This is a genomic window from Amycolatopsis anabasis (genome assembly GCF_009765355.1).
In the GTDB taxonomy this organism is placed as follows: Bacteria; Actinomycetota; Actinomycetes; order Mycobacteriales; family Pseudonocardiaceae; genus Amycolatopsis; species Amycolatopsis anabasis.
In genome coordinates this window covers 142,746-156,388 of the sequence record NZ_VTHK01000004.1, presented here as the reverse complement: position 1 = coordinate 156,388, position 13,643 = coordinate 142,746, and the positions used below count along the sequence as shown (strand labels likewise).

Genomic DNA, 13,643 nt, shown 5'->3' with positions numbered 1-13,643 from the left:
AGCGAAGTGGCAGGGTGCGACACGTCGCGTATGCTCCTGATGGCAGCCGCATCGGTACGTTCGATACTTACCGGGCGGCACGTGACGAATTGGTCAGAGCAGCACGCAAAGACTTGAAGGGATAAGAGATGATCTGCGTTACGCCATACGATAAGGCACTGGACTTGGTGTACGGAGAGTTCCGGGGCTTAACTCCGTCTCAGATCCGCAGTCGCTCGGGCGCGAAGCTCAGAGCGGGAGAAATCACGCGTGAGGTATACGACGCGGTTGTCAGCATTATTGGTCGCTGGGGCATCTACTAACCAGGGGGATGGGGACGCATGAGAGGATAGAGGGTATGGACCCGATAGCAGACAAGGTGACTCCAAAGGTCAACCGCAAGAAGGGTAAGGATGTCGCAGTGGGTGACGTTATCCCCATGCGGCGGCCGGATGCAGGCACCCACGGTTACGGCAGGGAGTGGAGAACTGTCGCGGAAATCCGGAACGGCAACGAGATCGGATTGATTGGTCGGAATCAGTACGCCTTCTTCGCGGATGATGGTTGGATGGCGGCGGCCAACGGTCACGAATACGTACAGGTGCACAGCTAGCCCGAATGGTTCTTGTGGTCGGTTCGATTCCGACCACGGGCGCTTACTGAAACAACTTGACCCGAAAGGGAATCATCATGCGAAAGGCACTTGCGGTTGCTGCTGCCCTCATTGCGGCTGCGTCCATCACGTTCATTGCGGCCAATGACGGCGCCACGGACGGGTGCGGAGCAATCGTCACGGCCCCGGACGGATTGCCAATCCGGTCGGCGCAACTGGTCGAGGCCGGTACCCGGGGAGATGATGACCGGAACGGCATGATCTTGGAAGACGAGTCCGGCTGGAACGCCAAGACCATGGGGAACTGTGTCGGGTGGCTCCGATGACCCGCAAGACGGCAGTAGAGCGCGCTCGGGACTTGCGAGCGGCTGACTGTGAGCGGTGCGAATGGACCGGCTTGGACGAGAACGGCCAGAAGCTCACGTGTGCTGATCGAGGCGAAGAACTTGTGTACGGCAACCATGGTCTTGAGTTGCGTTGCCTCACGCACGTCCACCAATGATTTTTTTGCCCTCATTTTTTACTTACAGCGGCGCTGAGAGGAAAAACAATGACTGCTGCCTTGGCTACCTTGAACGTCCGCCTTGCCGATGCGATCAACGGCCCGGAAGGTGGGTTCTCCGTGTCGCCCTTGACTGGGCATGACGTCCGTTCCGGTTACGCCGTGAGCCTCCACCCGGACCGTGAGCGCCAGATTGGCGGGAAGGTCACTCCGGAAGACATCCGAGACTTCGCGTACGACAACGCGGCCGTTCTGATGGCCGGTGGCGTTGTCCTTGGCGGATGGAGAGACGACAACGGCGTGTCCTATCTGGACATCACGACCATTGTCTACGACCGGGAAGAGGCACTCGCCCTTGGCCGCAAGTATGGCCAGATTGCCATTTGGGACTTCGCCCGGGGTGCGTCCGTCAAGGTTCAGGGGGAGTGAGCAATGGGAAACCGGCACGTTAGTGAGCGTCTCCCAAAGGGGTGGACGTACTCGCTGAAAACGGAGCATGACCCGGACATCCGTCCGGACCGTGATTATGAGTGCTATTCCCTAGAAGACATCGCAGCTTGGAAACGGGATGAATGGGGCTTTGTTGTCCTTGTGCTCACTGTCGTAGACCCGTATGGACGTGATTGGGGATACGGGGCTGTTGGTGGGGTTGAGAACGGGTTCACAAGTGATGATGGAAAAACTTGGTGGGCCGTCGAACGAGACGATCTTTTAGAAAGCCTCTTAGGGGAGGCTATCGATAGAACAGAAGCGGAGATTGGGCGAATGGATGATGTTGCCCGTCTGTGGCGCTCCCATTTCGCCAAGGTTTGAGGGGTGGACGAATGATCGTGTTGGTTCGGCGTGGCAGTAATGAGCCTGTAGCGGTGTTCTCGAACGAAGACGAGATGCGCCGGTATCTGCGGGCTAGGGGATGGGCATCCGGTCACCTATACCGGCGAATGAATGTCCCCGTCGACCCGAAGTGATCCCTAGCCGTTTGACCAATGGTGCGGTTATCGCCCGTGCCCTTGCCTGACAGCTAGGCATTCAACATCTGTGAGGGAATCATGACTATGAGAACGCAGGTCCCTTATTCGCCCGAGCAGTACGAGCGCGCGGTGGACCTTTGGCGTCGCCTGATCGACAACTACCGGACGTCGTTGACGTGCGACCGGTACGGCCGTGGGATCGACAGGCTTCCGGACGAGACGCTCTACGCGCTCATTCTGAGCGATGGGGAGGAGACCGAAGACGAATACGCGGTAACCCTCACCCTGGCATCCTACTCGGATTATGGCGGTTCGTGCTGCGACGCAGCCAACGTCCGTGTGTTCCGGGATGAATTCGGGTGGGTTTCTACATCGACGGATGGTTACCACGGAGATGGCGCAGCTTGGGTCCAGTTCGGTGAACTGCCCGACACGCAAGACATCGGCAACGGCCTTGACATGCTTGAGTCCCTGGCCAATGCGATGGACCGGCTGACGGACTACCCGCTTCTGAGCGATGAGGCGCATTCCGAGTACGAACACGAGTTGCAAGAAGAGGCTTGGGTTTCATGGCTTGAGTGGGACGTCAAGAGCGAGCTTGACGATCAGATGGGCGGATACCTCGAAATTTTCGGTTTCACCGATAACGAGATCCGAGAGCTGTACTACTCGTACGAAGAAAACGAGTGGGAGTGCGAGTCGGCTACTTCGGTGGTGAACCGCAACCACGACGACGCCGTTGCCTACGTCCTAGACGAGATCGTAAAGGCATGGCGAACTCCGGCGGTTGGCCCGAATCAACTGGCGTTGAACGACTGAGAGGGGCTATTTCCATGCTAAACGAGGCGGCCCGAGCTTTCGTCCCCGCAGTCTTAGCACTGGCCTAGGAATCCTTCCCCTTGGGATTGGGTGGTCTATCGGCCCTTTGGTCGGTAGTTCCGCCCTGTTTCAACGGAAAGGATGGTATGTCAGGAATGTTGAAAAAAGCACAAGCGATAGCGGCCGTTCTAGGGGAGGGCTGGTCCGCCCGAAAGGGAGTGTGGGGCGGCGGAGGAGATGCGTTCCTCGACGGCCCCAACGGAGAGCGGCTGCACGTACGGCCCGGTACCCGGACGGTGAGCAAGGGGCGTGTCGAGATTTCGGGGGTCCTCGACAACAAGTTCACCCGATACAACGAGCCGAACCACGTGATCACCGTGTCCCCGGACAAGGCCCCTGCGCGTATCGCCGGGGACATCGAAAGGCGGCTCTTGCCCGCGTACCAGGAAGCTTTGGCGGAGAACAAGCGCCGCAAGGCTGAGCACGAAAACGCAGAGGCCGAGAAAGAGCGCACGCTGACCACGCTCGCGGGCATCCTGCCCGACTCGACACGTCTTGGCGGCCAGCCGGACCACGTGGGATTCGGTGGCGGCAAGTACGGAAGTCGGCGTATCGGGGGAGAAGTCCAGTTCGTGCGGGGCGGTGAGCTGGAGTGGGTTATCCGCACGAACGACGAACGCGCCGGGTTGGCGCTGGCCGAGCTGCTCTACAAGGCCACCAGAGAATTGAAGGGGGACTGAGAGGCATGGCAATTCGGATCATCGAGCGCACGCGGCACGGCCAGCGTGAAGAGACGAGGGTGCTCGACCTGCCACACCTGTCCGTGGAACTGATAGAGGCCGTGATGACAGCCTGTCCGTACGGATACTCCGTCACGCCACAGATGGCGATCGACTGCGCCCGCAGGCTGCGTGACCTACACACCCCGTACCAGTTCGGATGGACGGACTGGGTGAGGGTTCCGACCCTCGACCACGAAACGGACGGAAAGGCTTGACCGTTCGACTCCGCGATAGCGATGACGGGGACAAACGGAAAGGCATGAGAAACCTTCGCGAGGAGAACTCGCCCACGACGGTCACTCTGCGGGACGGCCGGATCGTTGACGTATTCCCGGACGGCCGGGTCCAAGTGTACAGCCCGGACTGCGCGCATGGGTACGAGATAGACCTCCCGGCGGCGACAGTTCAGTCCGGCCATATCGCAATTATCACGTATGGCTGAGAAAGGCATGGTGCATGAATATCACAGAGCGTTCGCTAGCTTTGTTCCTTGACTATGCGCGGGACGCGGGCAACTGGTCCGGCACGCCGTTGGTTGGGGGAAACGTAGGCGGCAGCGCGGAAGATCGTGGGAACTTGACCCAACTCAAACGGGCTGGGTTGATCGACACGTTCCTCTCAAACGGAGAGCAATGGATTCAATTCACCGACGCGGGTCGTAAGTTGGCCGCACAGTATGGAATCGAAGTCGGCTAACCGTTGGGCCTAAGTGCTGGGCAGATCGTTGTGTCTGCCTAGTGCTTAGGGGTTGCGGTAAAGACTTGAGAGAAAAGGGAAAGGCATGGCTAGGACCATCTGCGCGTTGTACCTGGAGGACGTCCTGGACAACGAGGAAGTCTTGATTAGCAACGCGAGACGCGCGCTCGGCGGGGTTGACTTCGACACGATGATCGGAACGGGTCTCTCTGGCTCGCTGGTGGTTCCGGTGATCGCTCGCGCACTTGGAAAGCATTGGGCGATCGTCCGTAAACCAAACGACGGATCGCACAGTAACAAGCCGCTAGAGGGAACTGTGGGAGACCGGTGGGTGTTCGTCGATGACTTTGTGGAAAGCGGAGCGACTCGTAATCGCGTGATCGACGTTATCGAGGACGCGCAAGAGCACTACCGGTTCGAAACCGAGCACGTCGGATCGTACCTGTATTCCACGTGCGGAGGAGTTTCCCCTTCAAGATTCGAGCACGTCGAGGACTACACGAGATAGGGGGAAGGCATGGCGCTGCACCTGAAGGATCTAGAGGCTACGCTGCGAGAATCGAGGGACCGAGCCCGATCGGAAGCAAAGCTGTACCCCCACAACTCGGACTTCCACAGAGGTCAGGCGTCGGCTTTCTCCCTGGCGCTGGCATACCTGCATATCGACACAGACGGAGCGTACGGCGAGCGGTACGAACAGCGGAAAGGGTGAGAAAAGGTATGGCAATACGATCACGGGATCTCAAAGACTTGGAAGCCGCCCTACGTAAACAGCGAGACGAATCGAAGTGCCGTAGCGAAGAAGCGTTCACGGACGGGGAAAGTCTTCGCTACGAAGGAAGGTTTTCCGCCTTTCGAATGGCTTTGAGTCTGTTGCACACATACACAGACGGCAAGTTTGGCGAAAGCCTGGATGACTAAGGCGGGTAGAGGCATGGTTAAGTTGCGGATGACCCGAGCGCAGCACGCCGTTCTTGAGTCCGCTGACAAGCATGGTGTGATCCGCTTGCGGGACGGCCGGGTCCTGAAGGCGTTAGCAAAAAAGGGATGGGCCGAACAGGTCCAAGACAAGAAGTCACGTGCGCGCAAGCCTCGGTACGTCTGGTACATCACGGCGGCCGGGCAGCACGCCTGGGCGTGGGCGGAAGTGATCGAGCCCAAGCCCAAGCCCGACTGGCGGGACTGGAAAGTGGGCACGGAAGTCATCGTCCCCCGGCGGCACTACCGGGTTCGGCACCACACGGTGATTCAGCCCTGGCCGGGGATGCTCTGGCGGGTGTTCTGCCCGAGGGACGGCGAGGGGATTCGGCTGGAGAAGCAGGGGGAGAACCTCGCCGAGGCGTTGGACCTGCTGGCCGATCACCTGTACCGAAGGTGCCAGTACCAGCCTGTTTCGTACGAAGGCTTGGAGAGGAACCAGAAATGACGCGCACCGCGAAGGAAGTAGCTGCGACCATTCGGGCCGAGCTGAAGAGGCTTGGTATCAAGGCGCGTTGTCGGGTGGCTCCTGGGGCGAAAGACATCGTGCAGGTGTACGTGCCGAAGTTCGACCAGGAGTTCACCGAGGTCGAGCAACGTGCCATCCGGTCCCTCGGTGTGGAGCTGGGCCTTACATGGGTGCGGGGGCTTCCGATCAACGTCGAGCAGATGACCAACCCGCACGATATGAACTTCTACCTGCCCGAGTGGGTGGAGTGATGGCCGAGCGGGGCCAGCTCGTCCACAGCGGCTTGATCGTGGAGACCGCCCGGCAGCCGGACGGTACGATCGTCGTCCGCCTGGACCCGGGCGACGAGAGGTTTCGTCTGATCGTTTACGAGAAGGGAACGCTGCCTCGGTGAAAGCGCGAGAGCTTCGAGAAGGTGACCAGCTCCGGGACGAGTCCACGGGAGGTGTCGTGTACACGGTCTTGTCGGCCCCGCAGTCTGCACCGGACGGCGAGGTCTTCGTAGACGTGAGGTACCTGGATGGCGGCGAGGGTCGCCGGGTGTTCAAGGCGGACGCGGAAGTGCCGCACGTCCGTCCAGAGCAGTAGAGAGGCATGGGCAATGAGTGATCACGTCGGCTTCGTCCCTACGAGCAACGTCGAAGCGGCTACGGAGGTCGTTCGCAACGTCCTCGGCTGCACGCCGACTCAAGCGCGCGAGGTGGCGAACGAACTGAACACGATGGGGCTGCTTGCCAGTGACGACCTGGACGCTCGCGTCCAGAACCGAGCGCGCCAAGCTGCTCGATACCGCCGAGGTCTGGGCCGGGGCTAACGGCCGGGCCTAGAAAGGCATGACAGCCCGCGCCGGGTAAGGCCGTGGCAGGGGAGTCGAGCACCCTGGCGGGCGCGCAATCGAGACGGGACGAGCCATGATCAAACAGAACCCAAGGCGGGTTGTCTGCGACTCGCCGGGCTGCACGGCGCAGCACCTATACGGGGTGAGCGCAGCCGACGCTCGGCGACGGGCGAAGGCGGACGGCTGGCAGTTCGTCCGCCAAGCGAAGCGGGACCTGTGCCCGAAGCACAGTGTGCGGGCTCGACCTGGTGACCCGCGTCGTCGCTCTCGACTGACTGACGGTCATTCGGTATCACTCACCCGGGGGAGTTAAGTCACTGGTCCGGACGGGTGAACATCATCAGTTGTTACTCACGCGTACGGTGAGCGCGGATTATCGGTATCTCGAAGATGGCGCTGACCAGGGCAAACGTGCCACTGACTTGATCGAGGCTAACCCTGACCTATCGAGCGTTGGCAGCAGTTCGCTACGTTCGCGCGCCAGGTTGGCGGGTGACCCTGGTCACAATACTTTGGTTTGGCTGAGGGTTGAAATGTGAATTAGCGTCTGCCTTGTCGGGTGGCAAGAGGGTAAAGGCCAAGGTAGGGCGCTCGGTAGCGGAACTGGCGGGGGGGCAAAAGTAGGGTTTGCCTCTTCAGCGACGCTGCCGGTAAAGTTTCGGTAACAGAAAGCTACAGGGGAGAGTAGGCGTGCCACCGAAACCGCGCGTTACTACGGACATGGTCCTGGCATTGATCAACCAAGGCTTGTCGCCTACGGAGGCGGCGAAGGCGCTTGGCGAATCAAAACAACTGATCAACTACCACTTGAGCAAGGCGAATTACAAGTCCCCCGTTCGGGTGGCGCAAGAGAACATTCCGTGGAAGGACATCAGCCCCGAGCATAAGCACACAGAACCATTCAATCGGGTGTTGAACCACCTGGAGTATGTGGCGACTGGCGGCCGTCGCATGTCGAAGACAAAGCGGCAGCGGCTCCGCCAATGGTACGACCGCCTGAAGAGGTTTGAGGTCGTACTGGTGCACGATCCGAATATCCCTCCGTCTCCTGGAATGAAAGCAGGAGGATGGGATTACGTGCCCCGTTTGCCTGAAGACGATGACTTGATCATCCGAGTTAACAAGTACGCGACTATGAGCGATGAAGCGTACGAATTGTTCCGCCTTCCGGACGAGAACAAATGGCCGGAAGTGGTTTAAAGGGGTGTGAGTTGTCCAGTGAACCACATGAGGTGGTAAACAGTCCCACCATGCTGGTCGCCACGATGGTGCGGTCGGTGGGCGGATTCCTGCTCAGCATTTACAAAAGCGTTGTCGTCAAGACGGACGGCCGCCTGTATCGGCCGGTCCGAGACATCATTGGCAACAGTTGCACAACCGAGGTCTTTGCCGAGATCATCGAGGCCCCTCACATGATGTTCGGGGAAGCGTTGCTCTCGGTCGTAAAGGTTTGGGACGTGTGCCCTGAAGACATCGCGCATATCTGCGTGAATCCGCACCGGTCCGAGCGTCGACAAGGCGACGGGCATCCGGAGGAGAGCGCGGCCTAACTGAAAGTCCGGAGCTTCCGAGCAGCCGTTGCCGAGTTGTTCCGGACGTCAACCCCTGGAGAGTGGAGTTTGAGCGAAGGAGGAACGGTCAGGTACCGATCGGTGTCCCAGTACAAGGAGTACAAGGACTGCCCGTACCGGTACTACCTGAACAGGCGAGAGCGCGCCTGGCAGCGTCCGGCGGCCTGGTTGCCCCAGGGAACGGCCGTGCATAAGGCAGCCGAGGAATGGGAGCGCTCGGGCCGGGCGATGTCTCTAGCAGACGCTCAGGACGTGTTCCGCGAGACGTACGCGGCCTCGGTGAACGAGATGTGCGAGGACACGCCCAACCTGGACTTCTGGTACCGGAGCGGGCCGTACCGAGGAGAGGTCGACATCGAGCGCCGGTACGGCCTCGGCCTCGGCCAGGTGGAGAAGTACATCGAGTACTACACAGTAAAGGCCCCGGACGAGGTCATCTGGATCACGCCGGACGGCGAGCCAGCCATCGAGCTGGAGTTCGACATCGATCTGGACGGCGTCCGAGTCAAAGGCTTCATTGACCAGGTCGTTGACGGGAAGCCTCGGGACATCAAGACCGGCAACAAGCCGGGCGATGACTTCCAGCTCGGCGTGTACGGCGTCGCCCTGGAGGTCGAGCACGGGTTGAAGCCGACCGAGGGGGACTACTGGATGGGCCGGTCCGGCAAGCCGACCGTGCCGTACGACATCTCGGAATGGACGCGAGAACGCGTCACCGAGGAGTTCCACCGGCTCGACGAGAACATTCAGGCCGAAAGATTCGATGCCAAACCAGAGCCCAGCAAGTGCGGTTTTTGTTCAGTCGCTACCGCGTGCCCTTTTGCTGCTCTCTAACTTTACTGGCAGCAACGCTGCGAGAAAAGGTATGGCTTCGATGGGCAAGGAGGTAGCGGCACTGGTCGAGCAGATCGAAGCCTTGGCCTCCCGGCTGCCCAAGTTGACGCAGAAAGCGGACGCAGACATGGCGCTGATGTACCTGCGCCATCTTCAGAAACAGGCGGAGGAGAGCCGATGAGTCAAGACGTATGGAGAGAGCGCCGGTTGTGGCTGGCCAGTCTGAAGCCGGGCGACAGTGTGACCGGTAAGGCCGTGATCACGGGGAAGCTCGTAGAAGGCTTCTACGTTCGAGAGGCTTCGTTCCGTGGCGAGACGCTGATCCACACCAACGACGGTCCGGCCTACGTGCTGACGAAGTCAATGCGCCCCGCCGAGGGGTTCTCGGCCGCGCCGGAGTACTGCCCTCTGCACCAGCACTACAAGTGGTGCGATCACAACGGGGGAGCACTCGCCGAGTCCGGCTATGAGGCCCCGGATGGACGGACAGCCTTGGAAAGGTTGGCGGACGGATGAGACGGAAGGCTTCGATCGTAGGGCTCCTCGTTGGGGGAGCCTTTTTTGTTGCCGGGTGTTCGTCGGTCACGTCCGGCACGGTGACCGGCAAGGAGTACGAGCCTGAGACGACAGTTCTCGTTCCGACATGCACGATCTACGACAGCAAAGGCATGTGCGTGATCTGGACGCCGTTGCCGTTCACCGATCCGGAGTGCTGGCGGCTGGACCTTGACGACGGCAAGGCCACGGGGAGCGTCTGCGTCTCCCGGCAGGATTACGACCGGTACAAGAAGGGAGACCGGTACCCGGCATGAACGAGAAGACATACAAGATCCAGGTCAAGTACACGCTGGACGCTATGAAGTGGCACACGATCTATACGGGACCGTGGAACCGCAGCGCGGCCTACCGGTACCACCACAACTCCGCCGCATTGGTGCGGGTCGTGTATGTGCCCTCGGAAGCGGAGATCTCGGCGAAGCTCGCCGAGCATCCGGACTTGAAGCTGTTGGACGAGTACCTGGACGACTGGTACGTCATCGAGGGGTCGCCGGACGATCCTCCGAACCGGACGGACGCGAACGTCAAGCGGATCGGCCGATGAACCCGGAACCGTGCTGCGAAGACAGCCCGGACTGCGGGGGATGGTGCGACCCAGACCCGTACGGAACTGGTGACGTCGTTCCTGCCGATCTCTGGGGCGCAGCTCGACAGAAGGGAGAGTGATCTGTACTCACTCCTGCAATCGAAGAGAGTTCGTGGAGCAGCCGGAGAGCCGCTCCCTGTCGTTTTCAAGGGCCTGGAGGACCGGGGCACGCGGTTCCTTCGTGGACAGCTCGTGCTCGTGTCGGCCGGGCCTGGGACCGGCAAGAGTGCGTTCACGCTCTCGTACGCGCTCCAGGCCCGGGTTCCCGCGCTGTACTTTTCGGCGGACTCGGACGCGTTCGTTCAGCTCACCCGGTCCATTAGCGTGGTGACTGGCTGGACGCTGGAGGCGGCGGCCAGGGCCGTGCTGAAGGACGAGTTGGCCGCGCCGAGGGAGAAGCTGACCGGTTTGCCCATCCGGTTCAACTACCAGGCATCCCCGAGCTTGGGTGACATCGAGACGTCCATCGAGGCGTACGAGGAAGTGTACGGCGACTATCCGGCCTTGATCGTGGTAGACAACGTGACCAATGTCCGGTCAGGCATGGCCGACGACGACGGCGACCCCTTCGCCGGGTTGGAAGGGCTGATGGACTATCTGCACACGATGGCCAGGGAGACGCAAGCCTGTGTCATCGGGCTGCACCACGTGACCGGGCCGTACAACGACTCGGACAAGCCGATCCCGCTCAGCGGGGTCAAAGGTCAGATCAGCCGGGTTCCGGAGATGGTGTTGACCTTGTTCAAGCCGGGGCCGAACCGGCTTGGCGTGTCCACGGTGAAGAACCGAGGTGGGAAGTCGGACAGCTCGGGCGCGGAGTTCGCGGAGCTGGAGTTCCTCGGCGACAAGATGTTGATCAGGGACCCCAAGTTGTTGATCCAGTCGACGAACTACCTGGAGCAGGCGGCCAGTTCGGTGAACGACGAAGTGATGAGGCGGGCCGAGGAGATGGCCGATCCGTTCGGATAGGGGGAGTGATGCCCGGCCAGGTCTATGGCTTCGACGTTGCCGTGTCGACACACGACCTGTTGCGCCAGGGCGTCACGGAGGCCCGGTTGGTGAGGGTCGAGGTAGCGGCGAGCAACCGCCTGGACGCGTCGCTGCTGGCCGCACAGATGGCGGCCGTGGTCGGTATGCCGACTGCGGTCTATGACCGGATATGAAAGGAGAGATGTGGGAGTCACGAACACGTGGGTCAGCCGGGACGGAAAGCGCGTTCTGGTCGAGTTCGACCACGAGCGAGTGCAGGTTTTGAACAGCGGCGGCTACGTCGAGGACGATCCGCCGATCGAGGCCCCGAACAGGTGGGTCCGGTGGGCAGAGGTGCGGTGACGGCGAAGCGCTGCAAGGACTGTCCGCCTGGGAGCAAGCGCCCGGCGAACTACCCCGGCCCTCGGTGTGCGACGCACCACCGAGCAGTACGAGCAGCTCGGCGCGAACGGTCGAGGGCACAGTACGTAGAGCGGACGTACAACATCACGGACGAGCAGTACTGGGCGCTCTACGAGGCACAGGGCGGAGCCTGCTACATCTGCCAGCGGGCCAAGGGCACCGGTCGAAAGCGGTTGTCCGTCGATCATGATCATTCGTGCTGCCCGGGTTCGACCAGTTGCGGGAAGTGTGTCCGGGGCCTGCTCTGCAAGCCGTGTAACCGTGATGTCCTCGGGCATCTGAGGGACGAGATCGAGGCGTTCGAACGAGCAGCCGCGTATCTTCGCAACCCGCCCGCCAAGGCGGTATTTTCTCTTGCCTCGTAACTTTACTCCCAGCAACGCTGGAGGGAAACATGGCGAACCCGGCTGAGTCGCTAATCGCGCTGGTTCTTCTGAACTACTTCCCGAGCTGGGAAGTCCCAGAAGACCGCAAGGAGTGGAACCCGTGCCTGTGTCCAGCGCACGACGAAAGCCGTCCGTCTGCCTCGGTTTCGTTCGAGCACGACGCGGTGAAGTGCCAGGCGTGCGGGTTCAAGGGCGATGCGTTGGCGATCATCATGAGAAAGGAGGGCATCGGGTTTGGCGAGGCTGTCAAGCGCGCGGAAAAGATTTCTGGTCGAAGCGACCTCGCGGTATCACGAAAGCCTGAGCGTAAGTCCGGGAGTCGAGTATTTGGCCACGCGCGGGCTGACGGCCGAGAGCGTTCGAAAGGAGGTCGGCCGGTTCCGCCTTGGCTACGTAGCTGATCCCCTGCCTGGCCATGAGATGTACCGGGGCATGCTCGCCATTCCGTACCTCCGTGTTGCTCCAGACGGTGAATGGTCCGTGGTGTCCCTGCGGTTTCGGTGCATCCGTGAAGGGTGCGAGCATCCGAACCACGGCAAGTACATGTCGATGCCGGGCGACAAGCCTCGGCTATACAACACGCTTGAGCTGGTCCGGAATGACGACACGATCGCCATCTGCGAAGGCGAGATCGACGCCATAACCGCGACCATCTGCGGTGTTCCGGCCATCGGAGTGGCAGGCGTCGAGTCGTGGCAACCCCATTTCCGAGAACCGTTACTCGGATACGAAACCGTGTTCATTCTCGCGGACGGAGACGAGCCCGGAATGCGGTTCGCTACGAGCGTCGCCAAGGAGCTGGCGAACGCGAAGATCATCCCTATGCCAGAGAAGGAGGACGTCAATTCGACGGTTCTTGCTCGCGGCAAAACAGCACTCCTGGAGAGAATCAAGTGACGAAACGAATCGTGGTCATCTCGGATACCCAGATGCCCTACGAAGACCGGAAGGCGCTGAAGTCGATTCTCCGGTTCATCGGCGAATACCAGCCGGACGAGGTTGTCCAGATCGGCGACCTGATGGACTACCCGCAGCCATCCCGTTGGAACAAGGGCACGGCGGCCGAGTACGAGGGCAGCGTGTTCGAGGACTCGGACTACGCGAAGCGCCACTTCCTGAAGCCGTTGAGGGACGTCTACCAAGGCCCGGTCGGCATCCTGGAGGGCAATCACGACCTCCGGCCTCGGACCTATCTCGCCAAGTACGCGCCCGCGCTAGCGTCGAGCGGAGCCTTCGACTTCGACGTTCTACTGGACTTCGACGGGTTCGGGGTCGAGAAGCTGCCCGACTTCTACAAGTTTGCGCCGGGTTGGGTCATGACCCATGGCCACGTCGGCAAGATCTCGCTGAGCCGGATCGCAGGGAACACCGCGCTGAACGCGGCGAAGAACTTCCAGACGTCCGTGATCATGGGACACACCCACCGACTCGGAAAGGCCAGCCACACCTTCGGGTTCGGCGGCGACATCAGCCGCCAGGTAACCGGCGTCGAGGTCGGGAACCTCATGAACATGAAGCTGGCGAACTACCTCCAGGGCGGAACAGCGAACTGGCAGCAGGGTTTCGCCTTAGTCAATGTGGACGGCCGCAATGTCCAGGTGGACACGATCCCCATCGTCGGCCGCCGGTTCATCGTGGACGGCGAAGTCTTCGAGGTCTGAAAGGAACG

The 13,643-nt window shown here is 60.9% G+C and carries 23 protein-coding genes and 1 pseudogene; all 24 read left to right on the top strand.

Features of this window, described 5'->3' with window-relative positions:
* The first annotated feature begins 337 nt into the window (after positions 1-337).
* Positions 338-592: a hypothetical protein gene (locus FXO23_RS06885; protein WP_158881964.1), complete on the top strand. Its 255-nt coding sequence runs from the start codon at positions 338-340 to the stop codon at positions 590-592.
* Positions 593-669: 77 nt separating this feature from the next.
* Entirely contained in the window at positions 670-918 is a 249-nt protein-coding gene (locus FXO23_RS06880; protein WP_158881962.1) for a hypothetical protein, read from the top strand.
* 224 nt (positions 919-1,142) lie between these two features.
* On the top strand, positions 1,143-1,523 hold the full coding sequence (locus FXO23_RS06875; RefSeq protein ID WP_158881959.1) for a hypothetical protein: 381 nt from the start codon (positions 1,143-1,145) through the stop codon (positions 1,521-1,523).
* A 626-nt stretch (positions 1,524-2,149) separates the two neighbouring features.
* On the top strand, positions 2,150-2,884 hold the full coding sequence (locus FXO23_RS06870) for a hypothetical protein (RefSeq protein WP_158881957.1): 735 nt from the start codon (positions 2,150-2,152) through the stop codon (positions 2,882-2,884).
* Positions 2,885-3,030: 146 nt separating this feature from the next.
* Complete coding sequence (locus FXO23_RS06865; protein ID WP_158881955.1) at positions 3,031-3,624, top strand: hypothetical protein; 594 nt, start codon at positions 3,031-3,033, stop codon at positions 3,622-3,624.
* A gap of 5 nt (positions 3,625-3,629) precedes the next feature.
* A complete protein-coding gene (locus tag FXO23_RS06860; RefSeq protein WP_158881953.1) occupies positions 3,630-3,881 on the top strand; it encodes a hypothetical protein in 252 nt (83 codons plus the stop codon).
* Positions 3,882-4,447: 566 nt separating this feature from the next.
* Positions 4,448-4,870: a type I phosphoribosyltransferase gene (locus tag FXO23_RS06855; RefSeq protein WP_158881951.1), complete on the top strand. Its 423-nt coding sequence runs from the start codon at positions 4,448-4,450 to the stop codon at positions 4,868-4,870.
* A gap of 441 nt (positions 4,871-5,311) precedes the next feature.
* Entirely contained in the window at positions 5,312-5,788 is a 477-nt protein-coding gene (locus FXO23_RS06850) for a hypothetical protein (protein ID WP_158881949.1), read from the top strand.
* Positions 5,785-6,060, top strand: coding sequence for a hypothetical protein (locus FXO23_RS06845; protein WP_158881947.1), 276 nt, complete (start codon positions 5,785-5,787; stop codon positions 6,058-6,060). The genes FXO23_RS06850 and FXO23_RS06845 overlap by 4 nt, the downstream gene beginning before the upstream one ends.
* Positions 6,060-6,203, top strand: coding sequence for a hypothetical protein (locus tag FXO23_RS06840; protein WP_158881945.1), 144 nt, complete (start codon positions 6,060-6,062; stop codon positions 6,201-6,203). Before FXO23_RS06845 ends, FXO23_RS06840 begins: the two co-directional genes overlap by 1 nt.
* A 1,164-nt stretch (positions 6,204-7,367) precedes the next feature.
* Complete coding sequence (locus FXO23_RS06835; protein WP_158881943.1) at positions 7,368-7,847, top strand: hypothetical protein; 480 nt, start codon at positions 7,368-7,370, stop codon at positions 7,845-7,847.
* Positions 7,848-7,897: 50 nt separating this feature from the next.
* On the top strand, positions 7,898-8,197 hold the full coding sequence (locus FXO23_RS06830; RefSeq protein WP_158881941.1) for a hypothetical protein: 300 nt from the start codon (positions 7,898-7,900) through the stop codon (positions 8,195-8,197).
* 102 nt (positions 8,198-8,299) lie between these two features.
* Positions 8,300-9,052: a RecB family exonuclease gene (locus tag FXO23_RS06825; RefSeq protein ID WP_218951912.1), complete on the top strand. Its 753-nt coding sequence runs from the start codon at positions 8,300-8,302 to the stop codon at positions 9,050-9,052.
* 40 nt (positions 9,053-9,092) lie between these two features.
* On the top strand, positions 9,093-9,233 hold the full coding sequence (locus FXO23_RS06820; RefSeq protein WP_158881937.1) for a hypothetical protein: 141 nt from the start codon (positions 9,093-9,095) through the stop codon (positions 9,231-9,233).
* Positions 9,230-9,568 carry a hypothetical protein gene (locus tag FXO23_RS06815; protein WP_158881935.1) on the top strand — a complete coding sequence of 113 codons (339 nt, stop codon included), beginning with the start codon at positions 9,230-9,232 and terminating at the stop codon, positions 9,566-9,568. The genes FXO23_RS06820 and FXO23_RS06815 overlap by 4 nt, the downstream gene beginning before the upstream one ends.
* Complete coding sequence (locus tag FXO23_RS06810) at positions 9,565-9,864, top strand: hypothetical protein (protein ID WP_158881933.1); 300 nt, start codon at positions 9,565-9,567, stop codon at positions 9,862-9,864. The genes FXO23_RS06815 and FXO23_RS06810 overlap by 4 nt, the downstream gene beginning before the upstream one ends.
* On the top strand, positions 9,861-10,154 hold the full coding sequence (locus FXO23_RS06805; RefSeq protein WP_158881931.1) for a hypothetical protein: 294 nt from the start codon (positions 9,861-9,863) through the stop codon (positions 10,152-10,154). Before FXO23_RS06810 ends, FXO23_RS06805 begins: the two co-directional genes overlap by 4 nt.
* 69 nt (positions 10,155-10,223) lie before the next feature.
* Positions 10,224-11,165, top strand: a complete 942-nt coding sequence (locus FXO23_RS06800) for an AAA family ATPase (RefSeq protein ID WP_246256995.1) — start codon at positions 10,224-10,226, stop codon at positions 11,163-11,165.
* A gap of 8 nt (positions 11,166-11,173) precedes the next feature.
* On the top strand, positions 11,174-11,359 hold the full coding sequence (locus tag FXO23_RS06795; RefSeq protein ID WP_158881929.1) for a hypothetical protein: 186 nt from the start codon (positions 11,174-11,176) through the stop codon (positions 11,357-11,359).
* A gap of 10 nt (positions 11,360-11,369) precedes the next feature.
* Positions 11,370-11,528: a hypothetical protein gene (locus FXO23_RS06790; protein ID WP_158881927.1), complete on the top strand. Its 159-nt coding sequence runs from the start codon at positions 11,370-11,372 to the stop codon at positions 11,526-11,528.
* Positions 11,501-11,953 (top strand): endonuclease VII domain-containing protein, encoded by a 453-nt coding sequence (locus FXO23_RS52655; protein WP_425484844.1) that lies wholly within the window; start codon positions 11,501-11,503, stop codon positions 11,951-11,953. Before FXO23_RS06790 ends, FXO23_RS52655 begins: the two co-directional genes overlap by 28 nt.
* 29 nt (positions 11,954-11,982) lie before the next feature.
* Positions 11,983-12,180, top strand: a pseudogene (locus FXO23_RS52650) (CHC2 zinc finger domain-containing protein); the annotation flags it as partial.
* A gap of 28 nt (positions 12,181-12,208) precedes the next feature.
* A complete protein-coding gene (locus FXO23_RS06775; protein WP_158881921.1) occupies positions 12,209-12,871 on the top strand; it encodes a toprim domain-containing protein in 663 nt (220 codons plus the stop codon).
* A complete protein-coding gene (locus FXO23_RS06770; protein ID WP_158881919.1) occupies positions 12,868-13,635 on the top strand; it encodes a metallophosphoesterase in 768 nt (255 codons plus the stop codon). Before FXO23_RS06775 ends, FXO23_RS06770 begins: the two co-directional genes overlap by 4 nt.
* The last annotated feature ends 8 nt before the right edge of the window (positions 13,636-13,643 follow it).